Raw genomic sequence first — 23,374 nt, 5'->3', positions numbered from 1 at the left:
ACGAAAAATCTTAGAAGGCCCGCCACCGGCGGGCCTTTGTTGTTTATACGCCCAGGTCGTTGATCACTTGGGCAAGTGAGCCAGCGATATTGCGATGTGTGGCTGGGCCAATCATATGCTCGGCAATCGGTTGTTGCAGGGTGCCAAACAACATGTCTTCAAGCTCATTCGATACGCCGGATACCTGAACCTGCAAGGACAAAATATCCGTACAAAGGGGTCTCAAAGGCTCAATCATCTCGGGGTTGATTGCAAAGCCGTCACCCGGTGTCGAATCCAAATCGCTTCTCTCCACTTGCAGATGCAAAAGCAGGACGGGCGGGCCTACTTCTGCAAGAAACTTGCCGAGCTTTTCGATCCAGACATTGCGCAACTCTTGTTCCACAAGTTCAATACGGGCATCCGAGCGTGCCGACAGGCGGGTCAGCAAGTGCTGTACAAAATGGACATCCGTAAAATCTACTTCGGGATACAGCGCAACCAGATCGGCATTTGGCGCAACGAAACGGTCATTGCGTCGTGGGTGCACCCGGTAGAATCGGTTCGATAGCCCCAGCATGCCGGGTAACTGCAGGACACATATATCAGACCGGTTTGCGATCTCCAGTAGCCCTTTGTCCTGCGTCAACGCCTCGGCACCGCAGAACAGGCTGCCCAGATTGACGCAGCGGCGATCCAGACGACGTTCCAACTCATTGGGAAAGGGGGTTTCTACGAAACGGCCAAAGGTCTCTTCGCCCCCCAAACATGCCACATAGGGGTTGTTCAACGCCCTTTGGGGGCCCCTGAAACGCAGTTTCGAATTTTCATATTCGCACGTCGTTTCCGCGGAATGGACCGCATTGATCGATTGATAGCTCATCACACTCACCCAAATATTCACCCGACCGCCATTTTGCCGCCGCAAGTCTTGAGAAAGTCCTAATGCGCGCATTTGAAGCGAAATTGACTGTCCCCGTCCCCTTGCCGCCCATAGGGAACTGCCGATAATGTCGCCGTATTCTGCGAACAAGGGCATCGAACAAATGGACGTAAAATCAGTCGGAGTGATCGGCGCTGGACAGATGGGCAACGGGATTGCTCATGTTATGGCGTTGGCAGAGTATGATGTTCTACTGAACGATGTCAGCCAGGACGCGCTAAACAGCGCGATGGCAACCATTGAAACCAACCTGGCGCGTCAAGCGTCGCGCGGCAAAATCTCGGATGATGCAGTGAAATCCGCGTTGGGTCGGATCACGACGACGCTGAATCTGCCGGATTTGGGGCAGACCGATCTTGTAATCGAAGCCGCGACCGAGCGGGAAACGGTGAAACAGGCAATCTTTGAAGACCTGTTGCCGCACCTACAGCCACATACGATCCTGACATCGAACACTTCGTCGATCTCAATTACCCGGCTGGCCAGCCGCACCGACCGGCCCGAACGTTTCATGGGATTCCACTTCATGAACCCGGTCCCTGTGATGCAGCTCGTCGAGTTGATCCGGGGCATCGCCACCGATGAAGCAACCTTTAACTCCTGTAAAGCCGTAGTGGACCGGCTTGGCAAAACCTCAGCCAGCGCCGAAGATTTTCCGGCCTTTATCGTGAATCGCATTCTGATGCCCATGATCAATGAGGCGGTTTACACATTGTATGAAGGTGTCGGGAATGTGCAGTCCATTGACCAATCGATGAAACTGGGCGCAAACCACCCTATGGGCCCATTGGAACTGGCGGACTTCATCGGCTTGGATACCTGTCTGGCGATCATGAACGTGTTACATGACGGACTGGCAGACACCAAGTATCGTCCCTGCCCGCTGTTGACGAAATATGTCGAAGCCGGATGGCTGGGACGCAAAACCGAACGCGGGTTTTATGATTATCGAGGCGAGGTTCCGGTACCCACACGGTAGAATCTGAGAGGGCCAGCCCTCTCTTGAGCCTATGGCTCAATTCACTCCCGAGCTATTTTTGGCCAGATGAAGGGGCGGATCAGGATTTGAGCGTCTTGCCCAGCGCCATGGTGTGATCACGGAGCCATGCCATGAAACCGCGGGGGTCGCGTTCCAGCAGGTCCATGTCTTTATCCGAAATCGGGTCACCGATCACCGGCGACTGGGGCCTGTTGCAGGATCGGACGATTTCGTGCAGCAGTAGGCCCTGGCGCAGGATGGGCGATATCCGGTTGGCAATTTGATACCAGCGCGAGTTGCTGCCAGGGAAGAAGATCGGCACGACCTTGGCACCCGACCTACGGATCATCTTCGCGGTGAAGACATTCCACTCCCGCTCGATGGCTGGTCCGAACCAATCATCCGAAGACATCACAACACCTGACGGGAATAACGCGACAACGCCCCCATCTGCCAGATGTTTCATCGTCTTGCTGCGCATCTCAAGCATCTTGGCCTGCGCTTCAGGATCATGCGGGAACGGCACCGGGATCATGAATGAGGTCGCAGCTTCATCCAACCCAGTCAGGACTGAGCGGGTCAGGATGCGATAGTCACTGCGGACCCGGCCGATAAGTTCAGCGAAGATCATGCCATCAACCATACCGTGCGGATGGTTCGCGACGACCACTACAGGGCCTTCTTTTGGGATGCGGGCGATCTGTTCGGCTGGGGTTGTCAGCTCGATACCCATAGTCTTGAGCGCACCGCCCCAGAACTTCTGACCTCGATAGCGTTCGTTCTGCTTCTCGAACTTGTTGACCATGCGCAGGATGGTCAGCTTGCCTGTGCACCATTCGATGGCGCGGATGGCCGTAGACGTCCAGGCATCGTCAAACGAGTTGGCGTAGGTCAGGGTTCTGCGGTCGTAGATTTCACCCTGATCGGTGTCGTGATCCACTACAGGACCTGTCTTGGTATCGTGCGTGGTTTCCGCCAATTGCCTTGTCTTTCCGTCCTTGGTGTCGTGGCTGTCAGAACCCTTCGCCGAACTTATCGTTCACCAATGTTTCCAAAGCCTCTGCCAACGCCTCAGCATCCGGGCCGGACGTCTCGACGTCAATAGTGCTTCCGCGCGACGCTGCCAACATCAAAAGGCCCATGATACTATCGCCCGAGGCAGAAAGCCCGTCTCGTGACACCTCGGCGCGCGCATCAAAGCCTTCGACCACCTCGACCAGCTTGGCAGAAGCGCGGGCGTGAAGGCCCTTTTCATTGATAATTTTCAAACTCTTGGTCGTCATATGAGTCTATCCGGTGTCAATCCAATGTCACATTTTGCGCATTGATGTACTTTCGTCCAGCTTCCAAAGCCAAACGCACGGCCTCGGCCAGTGGCAAGTGGCGACTTTTGGCCAGTTTGATCAGCATGGGAAGGTTGGCCCCGTAAAGGATTCGCCGGTCTTGTGGCGCACATGCGCGCAGGCTCAGATTCGAGGGGCTGCCGCCAAACAGATCGGTCACCACAACGACGCCATCGCCCATATCGACCTCGTCCGCCGCGCGGCAGATTTCAACTTGTTTCGCTTCGCGATCATGGTCGGCTTCTATCGGGATGGCCACCAGTCCGGGTTGCTTTCCAACCACATGCTGCGTGGCCGCAAGATACTCCTGAGCCAACCCACCATGTGCAACAATAACGATCCCGATCACTCCGGCCTCACATTCAACGCGCGTCGTTCCATTTCGCGATGCCTAATTGCCACCTGCTGCCCCCCTTCTGCAAGGGCCTTTGCAACTGCTTCAGCCACCGCGACCGAGCGGTGTTGCCCTCCGGTGCACCCAAATGCAACTGAAAGGTGCGCTTTGCCTTCCTCACGGAAGGCCGGAAGCAGTTCGATCAGCAGGTCGACCACCCGGTCAAAGAAGACGCCATAGTTTGCATCTGATTGAACATAGGCCGCCACATCCGCGTTTCGACCATCCGCATCCCTCAGTTCAGGCCGCCAGTATGGATTGGCCAGAAACCGGCAATCGAACACCATGTCCAGACCGCGCGGCAAGCCCCGCTTGTACGAGAAGGATTCGATCGACACCGCCAGATGCCGCCCGCCCTTTGGGGCGAACCAGCGTTCGACCTCTTCCCGCAGCTGATGCACATTCAACGCGCTGGTGTCGATCAGCGTGTCGGCAAACTCGCGAATTGGGGCTAACAGTTCCTTTTCCTGACAAATGCCGGTTTCCGGGCTGGCATCAGTCGCAACCGGGTGACGGCGGCGGGTCTCCGAGAAGCGACGCAGCAGCACCTCGTCCCGGCAATCCAGATAGAGGATCGTCAGGTCGACATTCTCCATCCGGCCCAGTTTGGCGGCAAGTTCGATAAACCCGGTGGTTGAAAAATCGCGGTTGCGCGCGTCGATACCCAAAGCCATTGGGCGCGCAGGCTCCGAATTGTCGACGAGGCGAGCCAGCAACCCCATCGGCAGGTTGTCAATCGCCTCGAACCCCAGATCTTCAAGCACATGAATTGCGGTCGATCGCCCTGCACCGGAAGGACCTGTTATCAGAACGACGCGCTGTTGTGCTGTCATGTATTCGGCCATTCCGGGGCTACGCGCCCCATTTTCACAAGTTGAATAAGTCCTGCAGCCAAATTGGGCACGCCAGCCCCCCGAAGCAAGGGAACAGTTTGCTTCAACACAAGAATTTCAGCGGGTTCAGGTAATCGCGCGGGCTCGGGTTGGTCCATATCCACAACAAATGCCAATCGGACCGGCCTCGCGGCTTCAGCTCGCAGTAACCCGATGCCGCGCGCTTCAATCAGGCCGCGGATCTGCGGAAGTCCAGCTGCCATCACGTGATCGGCCTGTCCAGTCAATTCGACCCGGTCATCCGCGACAAGCTGTGCCCCAAGCGCCATCATCTGTAGCGCCAAAGAAGATTTGCCCGTACCCGAGGCGCCAATGATCAATAAGCCCTTTTCCTGAACCGCAATACAGGTCCCATGAATGCAGGCCGACCCTTGATCCGCTATCTCAGAAAGTGGGGTGGTGCTCATAACCTAGACGGGAAGCCCGACAACAAACCGTGCACCAAGCGGGTCCGAGGTGATATCGGCTTCGGTCGGACGGATGTTTTCTGCCCAGATCACACCACCATGCGCCTCGACGATTTGTTTCGAAATCGCCAATCCAAGGCCCGAATTGTTGCCGAAATGCTCTTCGGGGCGTTCGGAGTAGAAACGCTTGAAGATCTTGGTCAGCGCCTGATCAGGAATGCCGGGACCGGTGTCTTCAACCACCACGAGCACGCGGTTGTCACGACGGCGGACCCAGACCCGGATGGCGTCTTTGTCCTCGCAGAACGAAATCGCATTGGTGATCAGGTTGACAAAGACCTGCGCCAGACGCGCCTCGAGCCCGTTGACCACGATGGGGTCCGAGGGAAGGTCTGTGATATATTCGATGCCTTTCGAACGGGCATCTTCACCCAGAAACTGGCTTATGTTCCCAAGCAGATTGAGCAGGTCAAAGGGCTGCTCTTCTTCTTTCACCAGTTCCGCGTCCAGCCGCGATGCGTTCGAGATATCGCTGACTAGTCGATCCAATCGCCGCACATCATGCTCAATCACGCCCAATAGCTTTTCGCGCTGATCATCGCGTTTGACCATGCGCATGGTGCCCACGGCGGATTGCAGGCTGGCCAACGGGTTCTTGATCTCATGCGCGACATCGGCCGCAAATTGTTCGTTCGCGTCAATGCGGTTATAAAGCGCCGTGACCATCCCGCGCAAAGCCTGGCTCAGACGGCCGATTTCATCCGGGCGCGCACTGAGATCCGGGATGCGGATACGTCCGGGGTTCACTCCGGCTCCGCGGTCCTTGCCCATCTCGGCAGCGGCGGCCAGATCAGCAAGAGGATTGGCAATCGTTGAGGCCAAAACGAGGCTCAGACCGATCGAGACCAGCAGTGCCACCACAAACATCTGCAGGATCCGCTCTTGCTCCTTGCGGGCCAGCGCATCGATCTCGCCCGCCGGGCCCGCCATAGCAACGGCACCCACAGGCGTATCGTCCAATAGGATCGGGGCCACGGCGACAATCACCGTCTTGCCTTTATCGTCGTGCACGGCCTGTACTTGCAATCCGCCGTTCAGCGCCTGCGGGATCATTTCCTGCACCCGTTGCGCCAGCGTCGGAGCCTCGCTTTCGGAAGAACCGCTAAAGACCGCAGACACACCATTCCAAACCGCATTCAATGCGTCGCTGATCAAAGTGCTTCCAGTGGCGCTATCGGCGTCCTGATGCAAAAGGCTGGGCAATTTGTCGGCCATGGACGCCCCGCGTGTCCAACCGATCAGAGTGCCCGTGCCGTCATAAACAAAAACCTCGCCGCCTTCGGGCAAGCTGAGACCCGCTAGCGTATCACGGACATCCAATGTGCCTGCACCATTGGCAGAGGGTTGACGCAGCTGGGTTTCAAAAACGTTGCTGACAAGTTGCGCATCACCGACCAGGTTCTGCGCGGTTTGTTGAACCCGTTCTTTTCGCGTGTCGTCCAGATACAGCAGCCCTGCCACCAAAATGACAAGGGCAATGAGGTTGAAGGTGATGATCCTGCGCGCCAGGGGCGAATAGCGCATAGAAAACAGGTTTCGTCGCGAACGCTTGGCCTGTAGCTCGGCAGCATCAGGGTCTTGGGGGATGACCCAGTCATCCCCAAGAACGACGTCTGCGTCGTGCACTTGGTTGGCTTGTTCAGTATCGCGCACGAGACCCCTTCGGCTTGATAAAACGGCCGCGCCTATTCTTCGTTGTAACGATACCCGATACCGTACAGCGTTTCTATCGCCGAAAACTCGGGATCGGCGGCGCGCATCTTCTTACGCAGACGCTTGATATGGCTGTCAATGGTCCGGTCATCCACGTAGACCTGATCATCATAAGCGACATCCATCAGCTGATCGCGGCTTTTGACAAAGCCCGGACGTTGCGCCAAGGCCTGCAGCAGCAGAAACTCGGTAACTGTCAGCGAGACATCATTGCCTTTCCAGCTGACTGCGTGGCGCAGCGGATCCATCCGAAGCTCGCCCCGCTCCATCACTTTTGTATCGCCCGAGGCCGCGTTGGTCACATCACCATCGACCGCTTCCTGACGGCGCAACAAGGCGCGAATCCGTTCGACCAGCAGCCGCTGAGAGAACGGCTTCTTGACGTAGTCATCTGCACCCATGCGCAGACCCAGAACCTCGTCAATCTCGTCATCTTTGGAGGTCAGAAAAATCACGGGCATCTGGGTTTTCTGCCGCAGCCTTTGCAGCAGATCCATGCCGTCCATCCGCGGCATCTTGATATCCAGTACGGCCATGTCTGGCAGCTTTTTGTTGAAAGCGTCCAGCGCAGCCTGACCATCGTTGTATGTTTCGACCTCAAACCCTTCGGCTTCGAGTGTCATGGACACAGACGTCAGGATATTTCTGTCGTCGTCCACCAGTGCAATCTTTGACATCGGGTTCACCCCTATTCCTGCTCACTCGCGCAATAATACGCTTTTTTGTAAGGCATTGTTGGCGGTTTTGAGCCACCGAATCAACTCGTAACCTCGAATCGTGCCATTCTTGCGGCAGGTATGCGGCAAATTTGCCTTGCTGCGCCCAAATAGCTGCCTTGATTTACGGCAGACAAATCGTGATGGCGCTAAACCTCAACTTGGTTGCGCTAACTACCCCCAACCCTCCTGTTCATGTCCCAAAATACCGTGATAAGAGGCGCTTGACCGCCGGCTCTTTCCGGTATCCGCCCCAATGGTGCACCCGGCCCAAGGCCCTCGCGCCGCCACAGGAGAAGACACACATGACATCTGGACGGGTTAACCCGCAATTCCGCCTCGAAGATCAGGGCATCGAGGGTCTGGGCAATGTCTATTACAACTTCATGGAACCGGCGCTGATCGAAGAAGCGCTGAAGCGCGGCGAAGGCACCCTTGGCAATGGCGGCGCCTTTCTGGTCACCACCGGCAAATTCACTGGCCGCTCGCCCAAGGACAAGCATGTCGTCAAGACAGACAGTGTTGCCGACAGCATCTGGTGGGAAAACAACGCCGCCATGAGCCCTGAAGGTTTTGACGCGCTCTATGAAGATATGCTGACCCATATGAAAGGCCGCGACTACTTCGTTCAGGACCTCGTGGGCGGGGCTGATCCCAGCTACTCGATCAATGTGCGCATGGTAACCGAGCTGGCGTGGCACAACCTGTTCATCCGCCACCTGCTGCGCCGCCCGGATCGTGAGGATCTGGATGATTTCACGGCTGACTTTACTATCATCAACTGTCCCAGCTTCCAGGCGGACCCCAAAAAGCATGGCTGCCGCAGCGAAACGGTGATTGCACTGAACTTTGATCGCAAGCTGATCCTGATCGGCGGCACCGAATACGCCGGCGAGAACAAGAAGTCCGTCTTCACCCTGCTGAACTACATGCTGCCCGAAAAAGGCGTGATGCCGATGCACTGCTCGGCTAACCACGCGGTTGGCAACCCGGTCGACACTGCTGTGTTCTTCGGCCTGTCCGGCACCGGCAAGACCACCCTGTCCGCCGACCCGTCGCGCACCTTGATCGGTGATGACGAACACGGTTGGTCGGATCGAGGCACCTTCAACTTTGAAGGTGGTTGCTATGCCAAGACCATCAACCTGAACGCCGAAGCCGAACCAGAAATCTACGCCACCACCTCGAAATTTGGCACTGTGATCGAGAACATGGTTTTTGATCCCGAGACCAAAGAGCTGGATTTCAACGACGACTCGCTGACCGCGAATATGCGCTGCGCCTACCCGTTGGAATACATCTCCAACGCGTCGAAAACTGCATTGGGCGGGCACCCTAAGAACATCATCATGTTGACCTGCGATGCGTTCGGCGTTCTGCCTCCGATCGCGCGGTTGACGCCTGCGCAGGCGATGTATCACTTCCTTTCCGGCTTTACCTCGAAGGTCGCCGGGACCGAACGTGGCGTGACCGAACCGCAGCCCACCTTCTCGACCTGCTTTGGCGCGCCCTTTATGCCACGCCGCCCCGAGGCTTATGGCAACCTTCTACGCGATAAGATTGCTCAGCATGGTGCGACCTGCTGGTTGGTCAACACCGGCTGGACTGGAGGTGCCTACGGCGTGGGCAGTCGCATGCCAATCAAGGCCACCCGCGCGCTGCTGACGGCTGCGCTGGAAGGATCACTGACTGATGCGGAATTCCGCAAGGACGCCAATTTCGGCTTCGATGTGCCGGTCTCTGTCCCTGGTGTGCCCGAGGTCTTGCTGGATCCGCGCCGCACCTGGGACGATCAGGAAGCGTTCGACAGACAGGCGGAAAAGCTGGTGCACATGTTCGCGGAAAACTTCGAGCAGTACCTGCCCTTCATCGACGAAGACATCAAAGCTGTCGCGATCGGTTGATCGAATTCAGGGGCCATCATGGCCCCTGACCCACCAAAGCTTACGCTTCGGCACCTTGTGTGCACACAGACAAGTTCATTGCGATAACGTGCAACATGCGCTATCGCAATTTACCCAAGACGCTTCGAAGCCCGGCGTCCTTTGGCAGCGGCTTCTGTTAAATTTGAACATCGGGCGATCCGGGCTAGCTTACTCACATCATGTCTCGGGCCGTTCAACAAGGTAATGATTATTTCTACACGGGGATGGGTGTCGGCGTGATGTGTTCAAAAGGTCAGCCTTTCGAACTGCCTCGGTCCGTCACGGAAACTATAGGCAAGTAATGACTGAAATCTCAAAACTCACCGAACTGCGCAAACTGATGCAAAGCATGGAGCGCACTCTTGGGCTGGAAGAACTCTCACCGGTTGAGCGCGACATCTACTATGCCGCCGAAGAACTGTCGAAAGATGATCGTGAAGTACGCACCTTTGGTCTGATCGAACACACGCTGGTCAAAAGCGTATCTCGCCCGACATTTTTCCGCGCGCTGAAATCTCTGGTTCAAAAGGGTTATCTGTCGCAAAGCGGTAGCGCCAATCGCGGACGGTATCTGGTTCATGCGCCCAGGTGATCGCCACCCCAGATCTGTAATCGGCTGACCTCGTGCGCAGATGGGCCTCTGAAACATTCTATGCCTCTTTGGCCTATGTCGCTGCATCGTTCCTAACATTCCAGGTGCTGATGCCGCTTCAGAACGTGTTTTTTCCCGCATACCCCAGCTATGCCAGCTTATTGTTCCTGCCGCACGGCGTGCGGGTTCTGTCGGCTTGGTTATTGGGATGGAGGGCGATATTCGCACTGTTGCCCGGCGTTGCCATCGTCTTTGCCCTTGTGGGCGGTTGGGATGTTCTTCTGCCCAGCAGATTGCTGGCGATCACTATCGCGGTCACCACAGTTCCAGCGGTTTTTTATGTCTGCAAGGCGTTGGGCTGGGATTTGTTTCCGCGCGTCGATCGGAAGCCATGCTGGCTGTGCGTGATGGGCGTTGGAATCATCACATCGGTATTGGTGTCCGTTCTCACCAACATGGCCTTCGGCAGCGCAACGGCCGAGTATATCGCCTATCTGATCGGTGATATCTCAGGTCTTTTTTTCCTAATGTTGGGCCTCTATTTCGCCTTTCGATTTGCTGAAAGACGCAATTAACCCAAAAGACCCCTGCGCAGCAGGTTCAGCCCTGCAATCAGCAGTACAAGCAGAGTGAGTTTGCGGAACTGTGCCTGATCGATACGATCCTGCAGAAACTGACCCCCGCGCATTCCCACCAAGGCAGGGATAATCAGCAGCGCTGAGAACACCGCTGTGTCAGTCCTTAGAATACCCGAACCCAGATGCGCCACAATAAGCGCCACGGCGCCCAGACCGTATATCACGCCCTGTACCCGCATCTGATCCTTCTTCGGTGTATTCAAGGCTGTCAGATAGGCCACGGTTGGTGGTCCCCACACGCCCGAGATGCCGCCGACAGCACCGGCCACCGCACCCACCATAGCCTCAACCCGCATTGAGGGCGCTTGCAGCGTCAGTTTCAGCCCCAGTAGTTGCATCAGAGCGAAGAACGAAACTGGTGCGCCTAAGATCAGCAGAAATGCCTTGGGCGACAAGATGTTGATCAGCTGCGCGCTGGCCAATAGACAGACCAGTCCAACGCTCAGAAATACCTTGAACTTTCGAACTGACGCCGCCGCCGCAGGTAAACCTTCCCGCAAGGCCTGCACCCCATTGGTCACCAGCGTGGGCAAGATTAGACCTGCCAGCGCCAGCTCAGGCGGCAGCATCATGCTAAGACCAGAAACAAGCACCATTGGCATGGCAAAACCGACCATGCCTTTGACCCAGCCCGCGACGAAGGCAACGACCAAAGCCAGACAGAAATCCTGCGGCGACATAAGTGAAAACAGTCCCATCGACCCTTCATACCAGTCCAAAAAATTTCTGCACTGCAAAAGTCACTAAGCAATTTTTGAACTTTTTATGGATGATTTGCGTATTTTTGTTGCGCTGCATGTGCAGCATGATATGACCAGACAACCCAGCAGAGGACGTGATTCATGGCCCATGACGGACAGGATGTGACGAACATGACGCAGCCAGCGGTTTTGCCCGATCTTCTAACACTCAGCGCAGCCGCCCTGCCCGGCGTTCAAGCGGTGTTCGATAAGGCGGTCGAATCGGTTCGCGCGCAGGTGACTAGCGAAGGGCGAATATCGGGCGCACTGATCGAGGCCAATCAGACAGCCGCACATGGGCTGGCTTGGCTGGCCACATACCACCAGTCGCTGCAGCAGATGCAGCGCTGGGCCGAGGCGCTTCAGGCCGAGGGAAAATTCGGCGAGATGGAGCAGCTGTTGCATCAGATCGCCTTTGGGGAATACTTGCATCAGATCGCCGGTGGTATTCCGATGAACCAGGGCGAGGTTGTACGTTTGCAGGATCTTGGCCTTGGCTGGGATGCTCTGTCGGGATTCCAATGCAGCGAAGTGCAGACACTGATGTCGCAAGCCAACTCTCAGGCCGCGCGCACGCGTCTGGTTGAGTTGATGCAGGACCAGTCCGGTGCCACCATGTTTGGTGCGTCTGGTCTGGACGAAGAACTGGAGATGATCCGAGACCAGTTTCGCCGCTATGCCGTTGAAAAGGTTGAGCCTAATGCCCACGAATGGCACCTGAAGGACGAACTGATCCCAATCGAGATTATCGAGGAACTGGCCGAGATGGGCGTGTTCGGTCTGACCATCCCCGAAGAATTCGGCGGGTTCGGCCTATCCAAAGCCTCAATGTGTGTGGTCTCGGAAGAGCTTTCGCGCGGGTACATCGGTGTGGGTTCTCTGGGCACACGGTCCGAAATCGCCGCAGAACTGATCATCGCGGGCGGTACGGATGAACAAAAGGCCAACTGGCTGCCAAAACTGGCCAGCGCCGAGATCCTGCCAACCGCTGTTTTCACTGAACCCAATACCGGATCGGATTTGGGCAGCCTGCGCACGCGGGCCGTCAAGGGTGAAGATGGTAACTATAAGATAACAGGAAATAAAACATGGATCACGCACGCGGCGCGCACCCATGTGATGACCTTGTTGGCGCGGACTAATCCCGACAGTACCGATCACCGTGGGCTGTCCATGTTCCTGGCTGAAAAGACACCTGGAACCGACGAGAACCCCTTCCCCACGCCCGGCATGACTGGTGGTGAGATTGAGGTGTTGGGTTATCGTGGCATGAAGGAATACGAGCTGGGATTTGACGGCTTCGAAGTGAAGGGCGAAAACCTGCTGGGCGGCGAAGAAGGCAAAGGTTTCAAGCAGTTAATGGAAACCTTCGAGTCTGCCCGCATCCAAACGGCTGCCCGCGCCATCGGCGTAGCGCAGAGTGCTTTGGACATTGCCATGCAATATGCACAAGACCGCAAGCAGTTCGGCAAATCTCTGATCAATTTCCCTCGCGTCTCGGGCAAGCTGGCGATGATGGCGGTCGAGATCATGATCGCGCGACAGCTAACTTATTATTCTGCTTGGGAAAAAGATCACGGTCAACGTTGCGACCTTGAGGCCGGGATGGCCAAGCTGCTGGGCGCTCGAGTTGCTTGGGCTGCGGCGGATAACGGGCTGCAGATTCATGGCGGAAACGGCTTCGCTCTGGAATACAAAATTAGCCGCGTGCTTTGTGACGCGCGCATCCTAAATATCTTTGAAGGCGCCGCAGAAATACAGGCGCAAGTCATCGCGCGTCGATTGCTGGGCTGACGCCCGAAGCGACGCGGTTTCCCCAACTGAACCCGGCCTTGCGCCGGGTTTTCTTTTTCTTCCGTGTTGTACGGACCTTCAGGCCTATTTCTTCCGAGTTGTACAACTCGGTTTCAGGGCTTAATGGGCGAAACTTCCCCCTCGGATCGAGCGCAGAAATCGGGTAAAGGGCGTCAACCAAACCCAGCGCCCAAGCTGGCCAGAGGAGAATCGAGCGTGAAGATCATCATCGCAGTTTTGGCCACCTGCATGGCCCTTGCCGGATGCGCCATGGCACCAAACACCGGGCCCGATGATGTGGACCAGTTGGCACAAGCGATCCAGCAGCTTGACCCCAAGGTTGACCCTGCCGAGGCGCGGCGTGCAGCCGAGATATCTTTTGCCTATTCCAATCAACTGAAACAGGACTGGAACGTCACCGATCCAGCCATCATCCACAACGCAAAGGTCATCAACGGATTTCGCGAAAAAGGTCTGTGCAATGATTGGGCGCAGGCCATGACCACGCGTTTGAAGCAAGAGAACTTTCGCACGCTGGACCTACACTGGGCCACGTCGCCTCCAACTGCGTTCCGGATCATCCACCATTCGGCTCTGATCAGCGCTAAGGGAGATTCAATGTATGAAGGCATCATCCTTGACCCGTGGCGCAACAGCGGGGTGCTTTATTGGGATCAGGTGCGCGAGGACACCAAATACAACTGGCGCCCCCGCCTTGAAGTGCGCGAAGAGTTAATCAGCGGTGTGAACCCCTACTGACAGGATATTGCGATGTTACGTATGGCCTTGTTCCTGCCCCTTTTAACCCTGTTCCAATGCGACAAGGATGAGACTGTCGCCGCCTATGGCGCAGCGGATCAGACATGGGCTTTGCAAGAGATCGACGGGCAGCCTTTTGAGGCCAGCGCCCTTTTGCGATTCCCCGAAGAGGGTCGGATTGAGGGCAATGCCCCGTGCAACACCTATTCAGGTACACTGAATGCACCCTACCCGTGGTTTGAGATCACCGATCTTGCCGCCACCCGCGCGGCTTGCGCCGGGCTTGAAGCCGAGGGGTTTTATTTCGCCGCACTGATGGCGATGACCCAGTCCGAGGTGTCCGGCGATGTGCTGATCCTGCGCAATGAAGACGGGCACGAGATGGTGTTCAAAGCCGCCGAGTAAACTGCGCCACAAATCGCGCGCGTGCGTCCGGCAAAGGCGTATGACCCAGCGACGGAGCCAGATGGTTTTCCAGAAAATACCCGGTCGTGCGCAAGGCTTCAGCAATCTCGGTATCCGGAGCCGCGCCTTCGCCGCGCAGGCAGGGGGGCAAAGGCAGCAGCTTATCGGCCCAGTCCCCTGCCCCCGCCGCACTGACCGCGCGGCCGGTTTTCGGAGAGACATAGACCAACCCCTCGGTCGCCCCTGTCACTGCGCAGGCCGAAAGATCCAAGCCAAAGCCCAGCTCTTCCAGCAGCGCCAGTTCCCAGCGCAGATAGGCCAGTGGCCAGACCTCATCCTGACCCAGCAGGTCCATCAACTGTTCTGTTTGCTGATAGATCGCCGGATGAGGCTCGCGTTCGGGCAGGCAAAAGGACAGCAGCGCCACCACCGCATTTAATCCGGCGAGCGCCAGCCGCCCTGAAAACGCCGCTGCAGCGCGCGAACGCAGGGGTTCGACCTGAAAGGTGCCAAGATGTTCTTCGAGCCGCGCGCGCCAAAGCACGTCCAGTTGCGCGCCGGGTTGCAGGATCGGGGCGATCTTGCGGCTGGTGCCACCGCGCACAATTCCGGCGTGACGACCATGGGCTTCGGTAAAGACCTCGATGATCGCCGCTGTCTCACCATGACGGCGAGAAGTCAGAAGAATGCCGTGATCACGCCAGTCCAAGTTTGGCCTCGTCAGGTCACCAGATATATACGCAGGAAATCTTATGGCCGTTGCAGGTTCAAGATGGAAACGCGTTAGGTTGACCCTGTGGAACACCAAAAACACGTTGCGTGACATCTGTTCACGCAATAGTGTTCACTTTATGTTCTGCACGGAGGAATTTAAGAAATGTCACTTAACTATGTCATGATCGGTTCAAATGATGTCGTCAAAGCGCGAAGCTTTTACGATGCGGTTGTGCCCAAAATCGGCGGCAAGGTTATTGCTGAATATATGCCCCACGCTGTTTGTTACGAGCTGCGGGGCGGTGGGTCCATGTGGGTCGCGACGCCCTTTGACAAAGAGGCCGCGACGGTTGGAAACGGCAACATGGTTGGCTTGCTTTGCGAAAGTGAAGCGGAAGTTCGCGAGGTGCATGCCGAGGCTCTTGCCAATGGCGGAACAAATGAAGGTGATCCCGGAGATCGACCTCAATATGGCCCGAACTTCTATGGCGCTTATGCGCGCGATCCTGATGGCAACAAGATGAGCTTTGTCTATTTTAGCGATGCAGGCTGATCGCGCGCCCTAGAACGTCATACCTGCGTGAATCAGAATGCCGATAACCATCAGCAGGTTCAGCACCATTGAGATACCGTTGCCCACATAGATGGGCAACTTGCCCACCACCAGCCCATAGGCGAACCACAAAAACGACAGCCCAGCATACAGAGACCAGGACAGCAGCGACTGTCCGGTCGCATGTTCGGAGTGGGTGAAATAAAGCTTGATCAGTTGTGGAAGCGTGGCGAAGGGGCCAACGACGCCGATGAAGACCATGAACCCCTCGAACCGCTGCATCCAGTGACCGAGATTTGAGTTTTCCAGTTTCTGGGCAAGCGTTTCAGCCACTCAACCCCCTCCTGTTCCTGCGGCCCCCGGAAGATTGGGCCGTTTCATTCAGCCGGTTGCAAAGCAAAATAGTCGCTTTGCGCCGCACGTCCAAGATCATTTGGCGCGGGTTAGTCCAGACCTTCTTCACCCAGCAGGTGCCTGCCTTGGCGGTCTTCCACTTCGATCACCCAAAGGTCGGGGTCAAAACTGCGTTGGCGGGTGATGGCGGCATCTACGTCTGCCTCTTCTCCGGATGAGAGCTCCACCCATTTGCGCTCGCCACTCATCAGATCAAAACTGCGCTGAAAGGCTGCGGCCCGCCCGTTGAGTGTGTTGAGTTTGATAAGCACCGCCCCAGCGGTGTCATCCCCATGCGCCACAACAAAAGCCGGTATTTCCTGAAACCGCAGCCGCGCCAGATAGGCATGCACCCAGAATTCAGCCGTCAGCCGGGTCATGGTTCTGACCTTTCCGTAGGGGTTGAGAATTTTCGACGAAAATTCTTGGCCCGGGTCATGCGTTGCCGTCTTTGAAATCCAGACCCATTTCCGAGTAGCGCTCGGACTCCTCCAGCCAGTTTGGCCGGACTTTCACCTGCAAGAACAGGTGAATCTTGCGGTCCAAAAACTCTTCCAGCTCGGCACGCGCCGCCTGACTGACGGCCTTTATGGTCTCACCACGTTTGCCTAGCACAATCCCTTTGTGGCCATCACGCATAACATAGATGACCTGATCGATCTTGGCCGAGCCGTCCTTGCGCTCTTCCCAGTTCTCGGTCTCGACGGTCAGCTGGTAGGGCAGTTCCTGATGCAGGCGCAGAGTCAGTTTCTCGCGCGTCATCTCAGCCGCGATCATGCGCAGAGGCAGATCCGCAATCTGGTCTTCTGGATAGAGCCACGGGCCCTCGGGCAGTTCCGAGGCCAGCCATTTGCGCAGGTCGTCGACACCGTGGCCTTTTTCGGCCGAGATCATGAAGGTCTCGGCAAAGGGATAACGCGCATTCAGGTCACTGGTCAGCGCCAGCAGCTTTTCCGAGGGCACCTTGTCGATCTTGTTGATCGCAAGTGCGATGGTGCGGCCCTGCCCGATCTCTTCGAGGCCTTCGAGGATGCGTTCGACACCTTCGGTGATACCGCGATGCGCCTCGATCATCAGCACGACCACATCCGCATCCGCAGCCCCGCCCCAAGCGGCGGCGACCATGGCACGGTCCAGACGGCGGCGTGGTTTGAAGAGGCCCGGCGTATCCACAAAGACCAGTTGCGCATCGCCCTCCATCGCCACGCCACGGATACGAGCACGGGTGGTTTGCACCTTATGCGTCACGATCGAGACCTTGGCTCCGACCATGCGGTTCAGAAGGGTGGATTTGCCTGCGTTGGGCTCTCCGATCAGGGCGATAAATCCGGCGCGTGTGCTCATGTGTCCTGCGATCCTGTTTGCAAGTGCGCACCCCTATAGCAGAATGCGCGGACGGGCCAGAGGGATTTGTCGCATCGCGGATATCTGTGAGCGAAGGCCAGTCTGCGGCCCTTAAGGCGACGCTGCCCGGTCGGCCGGTGCCGGCATTGGCCGGGCTTGATCGCGCGATCAGGTTGTAGTGTTCAACGCCAGAACTTGGTTCGGATAGGCTTGGTCCCCGATCCGAAAATCTGTGACTCCGACCTGCCGGAACCCTTTGGCTAGATAGAAGTCGATTGCGGGCGTGTTCTCGGAATTGGTTGTCAGCCAAATCGACGGGCGCCCTTTTTCACGCATGTAGTCAATCGCGATATCGAGCAGCGCTGAGCCGATGCCTTTACCTTGATGGCGGTGCTGGACGTAGAACGTCACGATTTCTAGGTCAGAAAGCCCGTCCACAGGTGCGGCGCGACTTTCCGCAAGCCGAATATAGCCGTCGATCCCGTCTTCGTTTTCAGAAACCATCAAGAGATCTTGGCCGTCGTCCAATATGGCTTCGAACCGGGCGGTTGTGAATTCGGACAGTGCGAATTCGGCAAAGAAGGAATTCACACCACGCTTTAGGTAGGTTCCGATCCAGACCTCAATCGACAGGGCCGCAAGGCTGGCGGCGTCGGTTTTTTGGGCGGGTCTGATCTTCATGATCTGGCCGCAAAACGGATCAAGACAACTGTTCCAACAGAGCCTTTGCCGCTGCCTGTTCGGCCTGTCGCTTGGAGCCTGCGGTGGCCTGAGCTTCGGTACCATTTTGCAGACGAGCGGCGATCGTGAAGATCGGGGCATGGTCAGGGCCGGTGCGTTTGACCTCGACATAGCTGGGTGGTTTCTGGCCGCGGGCCTGTGCCCATTCCTGCAGGGCGGTTTTTGCATCGCGGGCGTCGGCCTCGACCTTGTGGATGCGATCGCCCCAGAGGGCGAGGATCACGTCTCGGGCAGCCTCGAATCCTGCGTCGCGGTAGATGGCCGCGATGACCGCCTCCATCGCGTCGCCCAGCAAGGCCTGCTTGCGACGACCTCCGGACAGCATCTCGGACCGGCCCAGTTTCAGCACCGCACCCAGATCAATCTGGCGGGCCACATCGGCGCAGGCTTCCTTGCGCACCAGCGCGTTGAAACGGGGGGCCAGTTGGCCTTCGGAAGCTTTCTTGTCGGCCTCAAGCAAAGCAGTGGCCATGACGAGACCCAGGACGCGGTCGCCCAAAAATTCAAGACGCTGATTGTCGGGGCGCGTGGCAGAGGACACCGAGCCGTGGGTCAGCGCACGCACCAGCAGTTCAGGGTCGGAAAACTCATACCCCAAGCGTTGCTGGAACGCCTTTATCTCAGCCGATAGCTTCAATTGACCGCCTTGAAGAAGCGGTCACCGCGCCATGTCCAGAAGAACAGCATGGACCGGCCAGCGGAGGAGAACATGATCCGGTCGGCGCGACCGATCAGGTTTTCGTAAGGAACATAGCCCACGCCACCGGCGGATTGCGGCAAGCGGCTGTCGGCCGAGTTGTCGCGGTTGTCGCCCATGAAGAAATAGTGGCCCTCGGGTACAGTATAGACCCCGGTATTGTCCGATCCCTGATTGCCGATGTTCAGCACGTCGTAGGACACGCCATTTGGCAGGGTCTCGATCAGGCGGTTCTTTTCGCAAACACCGCCGATCCCGACGGGACCGTTGGAACAGCGCGGGCGCAGGCCTTGTGGGCCCTGCGGTTCAGCAACTTCGGTGAACACACCATCGGGTTGCTGCGGCACAGGAGTGTCGTTGAGGATGATTTGACCTTCACGAATCTGGATACGATCACCCGGCAGGCCGATCAGTCGCTTGATATAGTCGCGCCCTGTTACCGGATGGCGGAAGACGATGACATCGCCCCGCTCGGGATCGCCACCCAGCAGACGGGAGTTGTCATCACCCTGCATCCAACCGCACACATCCTCGGCATCGATGTTCAGGCCGACGCTGGGGATGATCAGGCTAGGGCAGGACGCGTAGGAATAGCCATAGGCCATCTTATTGACGAAGAGGAAATCACCGATCAGCAGCGTCTGCTTCATGGAGCCTGAGGGAATCCAGAACGGCTGAAAGAAAAGCGTGCGGAAAACGCCCGCGATCAGCAGGGCGTAGACGATAGTTTTGATCGTCTCCCAGACGGCGTTTCCGGATTTGGCTTCCTCGGCCATACTGCTCTCTCCAGTCTATGCGTGGTTGGGGTGCTACATGCGTGTCGGGTGGAGGCAAGTCAAGGCTGCGCGGGCGCTTCTTGAAGCGGACGGGCCTCGATCACCACAAAGGCCTGCGCCCAGGGATGATCATCGGTCAGGGTGACGTGAATGATCGCCTCGTGGCCTTCGGGAGTCATTTCTTTCAGACGCTCGGCGGCCCAGCCGGTGACATGCATAACGGGCTGACCCGTGCGCAGGTTGGTCACCGCCATATCTTTCCAAGCGATCCCCATCCGCAGGCCGGTGCCTAACGCCTTCGAGCACGCCTCTTTCGCGGCCCAGCGTTTGGCGTAGGTGCCCGCAGTATCGGCGCGACGCTCAGCCTTGCGCTGTTCGGTTTCAGTGAAGACACGGTTACGGAAGCGGTCGCCGAACCGGTCGAGCGTGCCCTGAATGCGATCAATATTTGCGAGGTCGGTGCCGATGCCGAGGATCATGTCAGACCTCCAACACAACGGTCCCGAGCTTTTGCCCCGCCTCGACCATTACGTGTGCATTTGCCGCATCCATCAGCCCTCCGCCAGGGACGACGGCGTGGGACAGTGCGCCTTGTTCCAGCCACTGGCCCAACTGCGCCTCGCCGCGACGGCGGGCCGCGGCGTCGAGTTGGTAGACGATCAGCATATGCAGGCGGATGTTCTTGAACATGAAGCCATAGAAATCCAGTTCGGGCTTCATTTGCGAAGCCGAGGCATAGCTGGCGATGGTGCCACCAGGGCGGATCATAGAAAGGGAAGCGGGTTGGTTGGCGGCGAAATCAACTTCGACAATGCGGTCTATGCCTGCGCCGTTGGTCATGTCCATCGCCGCCTCGGCCACGTCTTGCGTGCGGTAGTTGATCCATTCGGACGCGCCCGAATGGGCGGCTTTTTCATCTGAACTGACCGTTGTGATAACGCGTGCGCCGCCCAGTGCGGTCATCTGGCAGGCGTAGCGTCCGACCGTGCCTGCGCCGCCGGTCACAAGCACAGTCTGGTCAGTGATCGGTCCGTCACAATAGAGCGCGTACCATGCAGTCAAGGCGGGGATACCAAAACACGCGCCCTCGGCGAAGCCGGTCGTATCTGGAAGGAATACGGTCTGTTCGGAGGGTAGCGCGATGTATTCGGCCCCAGTGCCAAAAGCGCGTTGCCATTGGCCGTTCCAGATCCAGACACGTTCGCCGACGCGCGCGGGATCGACCCCTTCGCCTACGGCCTCAATCACTCCGGCCCCGTCCGAGTGGGGAACAACCATAGGGTATTGCATCACAGCGCCAGGGCGCGCGCCGCCGCGCAGCTTGACGTCTGAGGGGTTGATGCCGCTGGCGTGGACCCGGACAAGAACGTCGCCCGGGCCGGGGTTGGGCGTGGGCAGGTCGACCAACTCAAGGACATCCGCCGCCGCACCAAATCCGCGATAGGTGATTGCTTTCATGACAGTCCCTCGTCTCCTATTGGTCAGCCGCGTCGGGCGTTTCCAGATCGAACACCAAGACGCCCTCGGCCCCATCCACGCACAGCGCGACAAGCCGTGCGCCAAGTTGCTGGTGGGTTTCGTCACTGGCGTAGCGCTGTAGGTCGGCCTGAGCCGCGAAATCCAGCGTGAAGCCGTAGGGATAGCTTGGGGATTTTGCCTCAAAATCGCGGTTGGGGCCGTGGATGAAGCCACCGCAGCCAGACAAACGGTCTGCGACCACGCCCAGCCCATCCATCACAGCGGCAAGCTCTGCGGTGTCGTGATCAGGCTTGAGTCGCAGCATCACGCAATGTCGGATCATCCTTGCACCTCAGAGGTCATGACAGGCGCACCGTGAGGATCTTGTAGCTGGCCACGCCAAAGAAACCCGCGAAGGCAAAATCAAACCATCGGCGGGTGCGGCGATAGGCGTTGACCATGCGCGCAGACGAAAACAGGAAGGCGTAGCCGATGAAGATCAGCAGTGAACCCGCATAGAGCATGGCGAAATAACCCAGCAGCATAGCAAGGCTGGCGTCATTTGGCGCAACGATGGCGTAGATCGAGCCCCAGCTGAGGATCGCCTTGGGGTTGGTCAGGTGGATCGCTGCACCCTTGGCAAATATCGTGCCCAATGAGCCGGTGACCGGATTGCCCAGCGCGACCTCATCCGAAGTCAGCGCGCGACGTAGCGCCTTGAGCGCCAGCCAGCCCAGATAAGCGACGCCGATATAGCGGATCACCTCGAACACCCAGACATTGGCCAGCATGATCGCCGACAGCCCCAGTGCGGCGGCGATGCCCCACGCGGCGGACCCGGCGCAGATGCCCAGCGCAAAGGCCAGACCGGCGGTGCGGCCTTCGTTCATGGCGGTTCCGGCGATGCCCATGGTGGCAGGGCCCGGAGAGCCCCCGGCCATGAGCCATGCAAACCAGATCGCCACAAAACCGGGTGTGATCATGCCCGCGCCTCGTCCATCAGGCGGCGCATTTCGTGAACCGCCGGGGTGAGGCCGCGAAAGATGGCCTCGCCGATCAGGAAGTGGCCGATATTCAGCTCTCGCACTTCAGGGAAGGCTGCCACCGGTTGTACGGTGTCGTAAGTCAGCCCGTGACCCGCATGAACTTCAAGACCCAGCGAATGGGCATAGGCGGACATCTCGCGCAGGGCTTCCAGTTCGCGCGCGGCGTCGTCCAGTTTGCCTTCGGCGTGGAAATCGCAATAGGCACCGGTGTGCAGTTCGATCACCTCGGCCCCAATGCGGTGGGCGGCGTCGATCTGGCGCTGGTCGGCGGCGATAAAGATGGACACGCGGCAGCCCACATCGCGCAAGGGCGCAATGAAATGGGCCAGCTTATTTTCCTCGCGCGCGACTTCTAACCCTCCCTCGGTTGTGCGTTCCTCGCGCTTTTCGGGAACGATGCAGACAGCGTGCGGCTTGTGGCGCAGGGCGATTTTCTGCATCTCGTCCGTTGCGGCCATCTCGAAGTTCAGCGGCACCGACAGGATCTCCATCAACCCGTCGATATCGGCGTCCGAGATGTGGCGGCGATCTTCGCGCAGATGTGCTGTGATGCCGTCGGCCCCGGCCTCTTCCGCGATCCGGGCGGCGCGTAGTGGGTCCGGATAGGCCCCGCCGCGCGCATTCCGCACGGTGGCTACGTGGTCGATATTCACGCCCAGACGCAAACGGTTGTCAGACATCTTTCGAATCCTTCATTGTCCCTGAGGTCGAGCCTAGTGGTTTTGTCGGGGGAACGTCAGCCTCTGCCTGAGCAAGGCGTTTGATTTGTTCAAACTTCGCTTTGATTCTGGCGCGGCGGCGTTGCTGATAAGTACGGATAAGCGGCAGGCTAAGATAGGCGCAGATCACTCCGGCCACGATGCCTGGAATGACGCCGCCGATCATATAAGGAAAGAACACATCGTCATAGAACCGGCTAAGCCCGTGCCAGTCCGCCTCGCGATGGGTGAACATGGCGATGCAATTGTCCTTGAGATCGCCCATCGCATCCGCAAATTTCCCCATCAACCCATCGGTATCGTCTTTGCGGAACTTGGTCCCTAGCAGGAAATGCCCGGTTTGCAGGCTGATGACCGCGATCGGCACATAGGTCAGGGGATTGCCAAAGAACGTGCCGCTGAGCGCGGCAAGAATGTTGCCGTTCAGCAGCCGCGCCAGCACGGCGGCGACCAGGAAATGCAAGCCATAGAAAGGCGTAAACGAGGCAAACACCCCTGCCCCGATGCCACGCGCGATGCGTTCCGGGCTGTCAGGCAGGCGCCGAACCCGATGTTTGACATAGTGAAAGGCACGGGTCCATCCGCCGCGCGGATAGACGAACTCTGACGCGACTTGGACAGGCGAGCGGCGATCTCGGCGCTTGAAAACCACT

At 57.9% G+C, this 23,374-nt stretch carries 30 protein-coding genes; 8 read left to right on the top strand and 22 right to left on the bottom strand.

Features of this window, described 5'->3' with window-relative positions:
• Positions 1–43 precede the first annotated feature (43 nt).
• Entirely contained in the window at positions 44–862 is an 819-nt protein-coding gene (locus ACR0CZ_RS05705; protein WP_480503596.1) for a DUF6473 family protein, read from the bottom strand.
• A 163-nt stretch (positions 863–1,025) separates the two neighbouring features.
• On the opposite strand from ACR0CZ_RS05705, the gene ACR0CZ_RS05700 reads away from it, so the two are divergent.
• A complete protein-coding gene (locus ACR0CZ_RS05700) occupies positions 1,026–1,901 on the top strand; it encodes a 3-hydroxybutyryl-CoA dehydrogenase (RefSeq protein ID WP_170392931.1) in 876 nt (291 codons plus the stop codon).
• A 79-nt stretch (positions 1,902–1,980) separates the two neighbouring features.
• Here the strand turns inward: ACR0CZ_RS05700 and ACR0CZ_RS05695 are convergent, their stop codons facing one another.
• Genes ACR0CZ_RS05695 through ACR0CZ_RS05665 form a run of 7 tightly spaced genes read right to left on the bottom strand, consistent with a single transcriptional unit; the run spans position 1,981 to position 7,388 of the window.
• Positions 1,981–2,880, bottom strand: a complete 900-nt coding sequence (locus ACR0CZ_RS05695; protein ID WP_170392592.1) for a lysophospholipid acyltransferase family protein — start codon at positions 2,878–2,880, stop codon at positions 1,981–1,983.
• Between the two features lie 34 nt (positions 2,881–2,914).
• Positions 2,915–3,184 (bottom strand): HPr family phosphocarrier protein, encoded by a 270-nt coding sequence (locus ACR0CZ_RS05690; RefSeq protein ID WP_170392593.1) that lies wholly within the window; start codon positions 3,182–3,184, stop codon positions 2,915–2,917.
• Positions 3,185–3,200: 16 nt separating this feature from the next.
• The gene (locus ACR0CZ_RS05685; RefSeq protein ID WP_170392594.1) at positions 3,201–3,593 is read right to left on the bottom strand and encodes a PTS sugar transporter subunit IIA; all 393 of its coding nucleotides are present in this window, start codon (positions 3,591–3,593) and stop codon (positions 3,201–3,203) included.
• On the bottom strand, positions 3,590–4,483 hold the full coding sequence (rapZ, locus tag ACR0CZ_RS05680) for an RNase adapter RapZ (RefSeq protein ID WP_170392595.1): 894 nt from the start codon (positions 4,481–4,483) through the stop codon (positions 3,590–3,592). The genes ACR0CZ_RS05685 and rapZ overlap by 4 nt, the downstream gene beginning before the upstream one ends.
• A complete protein-coding gene (locus tag ACR0CZ_RS05675) occupies positions 4,468–4,938 on the bottom strand; it encodes a phosphoenolpyruvate carboxykinase (ATP) (protein WP_170392596.1) in 471 nt (156 codons plus the stop codon). Before ACR0CZ_RS05675 ends, rapZ begins: the two co-directional genes overlap by 16 nt.
• A 3-nt stretch (positions 4,939–4,941) precedes the next feature.
• Positions 4,942–6,651 carry a sensor histidine kinase gene (locus ACR0CZ_RS05670; RefSeq protein WP_170392597.1) on the bottom strand — a complete coding sequence of 570 codons (1,710 nt, stop codon included), beginning with the start codon at positions 6,649–6,651 and terminating at the stop codon, positions 4,942–4,944.
• Positions 6,652–6,683: 32 nt separating this feature from the next.
• The gene (locus ACR0CZ_RS05665; protein ID WP_170392598.1) at positions 6,684–7,388 is read right to left on the bottom strand and encodes a response regulator transcription factor; all 705 of its coding nucleotides are present in this window, start codon (positions 7,386–7,388) and stop codon (positions 6,684–6,686) included.
• Between the two features lie 344 nt (positions 7,389–7,732).
• Between ACR0CZ_RS05665 and ACR0CZ_RS05660 the strand changes: the two genes are divergently transcribed.
• The 3 genes from ACR0CZ_RS05660 to ACR0CZ_RS05650 all read left to right on the top strand — a co-directional run bounded on the left by ACR0CZ_RS05660 (position 7,733) and on the right by ACR0CZ_RS05650 (position 10,519).
• Positions 7,733–9,331, top strand: coding sequence for a phosphoenolpyruvate carboxykinase (locus ACR0CZ_RS05660; RefSeq protein ID WP_170392599.1), 1,599 nt, complete (start codon positions 7,733–7,735; stop codon positions 9,329–9,331).
• 322 nt (positions 9,332–9,653) lie between these two features.
• Entirely contained in the window at positions 9,654–9,944 is a 291-nt protein-coding gene (locus tag ACR0CZ_RS05655) for a hypothetical protein (RefSeq protein ID WP_170392600.1), read from the top strand.
• Between the two features lie 32 nt (positions 9,945–9,976).
• Entirely contained in the window at positions 9,977–10,519 is a 543-nt protein-coding gene (locus ACR0CZ_RS05650; RefSeq protein WP_255611805.1) for a hypothetical protein, read from the top strand.
• On the opposite strand, the gene ACR0CZ_RS05645 is transcribed toward ACR0CZ_RS05650, so the two are convergent.
• The gene (locus tag ACR0CZ_RS05645; protein ID WP_170392601.1) at positions 10,516–11,280 is read right to left on the bottom strand and encodes a sulfite exporter TauE/SafE family protein; all 765 of its coding nucleotides are present in this window, start codon (positions 11,278–11,280) and stop codon (positions 10,516–10,518) included. The two genes, ACR0CZ_RS05650 and ACR0CZ_RS05645, sit on opposite strands and share 4 nt — an antisense overlap.
• Positions 11,281–11,424: 144 nt before the next feature.
• Between ACR0CZ_RS05645 and ACR0CZ_RS05640 the strand changes: the two genes are divergently transcribed.
• From ACR0CZ_RS05640 to ACR0CZ_RS05630, 3 genes are all read left to right on the top strand, one after another.
• On the top strand, positions 11,425–13,116 hold the full coding sequence (locus tag ACR0CZ_RS05640; protein ID WP_480537027.1) for an acyl-CoA dehydrogenase family protein: 1,692 nt from the start codon (positions 11,425–11,427) through the stop codon (positions 13,114–13,116).
• A 216-nt stretch (positions 13,117–13,332) separates the two neighbouring features.
• A complete protein-coding gene (locus ACR0CZ_RS05635) occupies positions 13,333–13,875 on the top strand; it encodes a hypothetical protein (RefSeq protein ID WP_480537028.1) in 543 nt (180 codons plus the stop codon).
• 12 nt (positions 13,876–13,887) lie between these two features.
• Positions 13,888–14,280 (top strand): META domain-containing protein, encoded by a 393-nt coding sequence (locus ACR0CZ_RS05630; protein WP_170425223.1) that lies wholly within the window; start codon positions 13,888–13,890, stop codon positions 14,278–14,280.
• Here ACR0CZ_RS05630 and recO read toward each other — a convergent pair.
• Positions 14,264–14,989 carry a DNA repair protein RecO gene (gene recO / locus ACR0CZ_RS05625; protein ID WP_170392605.1) on the bottom strand — a complete coding sequence of 242 codons (726 nt, stop codon included), beginning with the start codon at positions 14,987–14,989 and terminating at the stop codon, positions 14,264–14,266. The genes ACR0CZ_RS05630 and recO overlap by 17 nt on opposite strands.
• 168 nt (positions 14,990–15,157) lie before the next feature.
• Here recO and ACR0CZ_RS05620 point away from each other — a divergent pair, with 168 nt between their 5' ends.
• Entirely contained in the window at positions 15,158–15,547 is a 390-nt protein-coding gene (locus ACR0CZ_RS05620; RefSeq protein WP_170402289.1) for a VOC family protein, read from the top strand.
• Positions 15,548–15,556: 9 nt separating this feature from the next.
• On the opposite strand, the gene ACR0CZ_RS05615 is transcribed toward ACR0CZ_RS05620, so the two are convergent.
• From ACR0CZ_RS05615 to ACR0CZ_RS05560, 12 genes are all read right to left on the bottom strand, one after another.
• Positions 15,557–15,880, bottom strand: coding sequence for a SemiSWEET transporter (locus ACR0CZ_RS05615; protein WP_170392607.1), 324 nt, complete (start codon positions 15,878–15,880; stop codon positions 15,557–15,559).
• Between the two features lie 110 nt (positions 15,881–15,990).
• Positions 15,991–16,320: a DUF1491 family protein gene (locus ACR0CZ_RS05610; protein WP_170402292.1), complete on the bottom strand. Its 330-nt coding sequence runs from the start codon at positions 16,318–16,320 to the stop codon at positions 15,991–15,993.
• 55 nt (positions 16,321–16,375) lie between these two features.
• Positions 16,376–17,284 (bottom strand): GTPase Era, encoded by a 909-nt coding sequence (gene era / locus ACR0CZ_RS05605; RefSeq protein ID WP_170392609.1) that lies wholly within the window; start codon positions 17,282–17,284, stop codon positions 16,376–16,378.
• 168 nt (positions 17,285–17,452) lie between these two features.
• Positions 17,453–17,965 (bottom strand): GNAT family N-acetyltransferase, encoded by a 513-nt coding sequence (locus tag ACR0CZ_RS05600; RefSeq protein WP_170392610.1) that lies wholly within the window; start codon positions 17,963–17,965, stop codon positions 17,453–17,455.
• A gap of 19 nt (positions 17,966–17,984) precedes the next feature.
• Positions 17,985–18,662, bottom strand: a complete 678-nt coding sequence (rnc, locus tag ACR0CZ_RS05595; protein WP_170392611.1) for a ribonuclease III — start codon at positions 18,660–18,662, stop codon at positions 17,985–17,987.
• Complete coding sequence (gene lepB, locus ACR0CZ_RS05590) at positions 18,659–19,498, bottom strand: signal peptidase I (RefSeq protein ID WP_170392612.1); 840 nt, start codon at positions 19,496–19,498, stop codon at positions 18,659–18,661. The genes rnc and lepB overlap by 4 nt, the downstream gene beginning before the upstream one ends.
• A 59-nt stretch (positions 19,499–19,557) precedes the next feature.
• Positions 19,558–19,977 carry a holo-ACP synthase gene (gene acpS / locus ACR0CZ_RS05585; RefSeq protein WP_170392613.1) on the bottom strand — a complete coding sequence of 140 codons (420 nt, stop codon included), beginning with the start codon at positions 19,975–19,977 and terminating at the stop codon, positions 19,558–19,560.
• Position 19,978: 1 nt separating this feature from the next.
• A complete protein-coding gene (locus ACR0CZ_RS05580) occupies positions 19,979–20,956 on the bottom strand; it encodes an NADPH:quinone reductase (RefSeq protein ID WP_480537029.1) in 978 nt (325 codons plus the stop codon).
• Positions 20,957–20,972: 16 nt separating this feature from the next.
• Positions 20,973–21,299, bottom strand: a complete 327-nt coding sequence (locus ACR0CZ_RS05575; protein WP_170392615.1) for a Dabb family protein — start codon at positions 21,297–21,299, stop codon at positions 20,973–20,975.
• A gap of 16 nt (positions 21,300–21,315) precedes the next feature.
• Positions 21,316–21,939, bottom strand: a complete 624-nt coding sequence (locus ACR0CZ_RS05570; protein ID WP_170392616.1) for a LysE family translocator — start codon at positions 21,937–21,939, stop codon at positions 21,316–21,318.
• Positions 21,936–22,682 carry a pyridoxine 5'-phosphate synthase gene (locus ACR0CZ_RS05565; RefSeq protein WP_170392617.1) on the bottom strand — a complete coding sequence of 249 codons (747 nt, stop codon included), beginning with the start codon at positions 22,680–22,682 and terminating at the stop codon, positions 21,936–21,938. The genes ACR0CZ_RS05570 and ACR0CZ_RS05565 overlap by 4 nt, the downstream gene beginning before the upstream one ends.
• Complete coding sequence (locus tag ACR0CZ_RS05560) at positions 22,675–23,373, bottom strand: DUF2062 domain-containing protein (RefSeq protein WP_170392618.1); 699 nt, start codon at positions 23,371–23,373, stop codon at positions 22,675–22,677. Before ACR0CZ_RS05560 ends, ACR0CZ_RS05565 begins: the two co-directional genes overlap by 8 nt.
• Position 23,374: the final 1 nt, after the last annotated feature.

The sequence above is a fragment of the Ruegeria sp. H9 genome, assembly GCF_056532915.1.
Note: the sequence above shows the minus strand (reverse complement) of the source record. Positions and strands in the feature narration are given on the sequence as shown.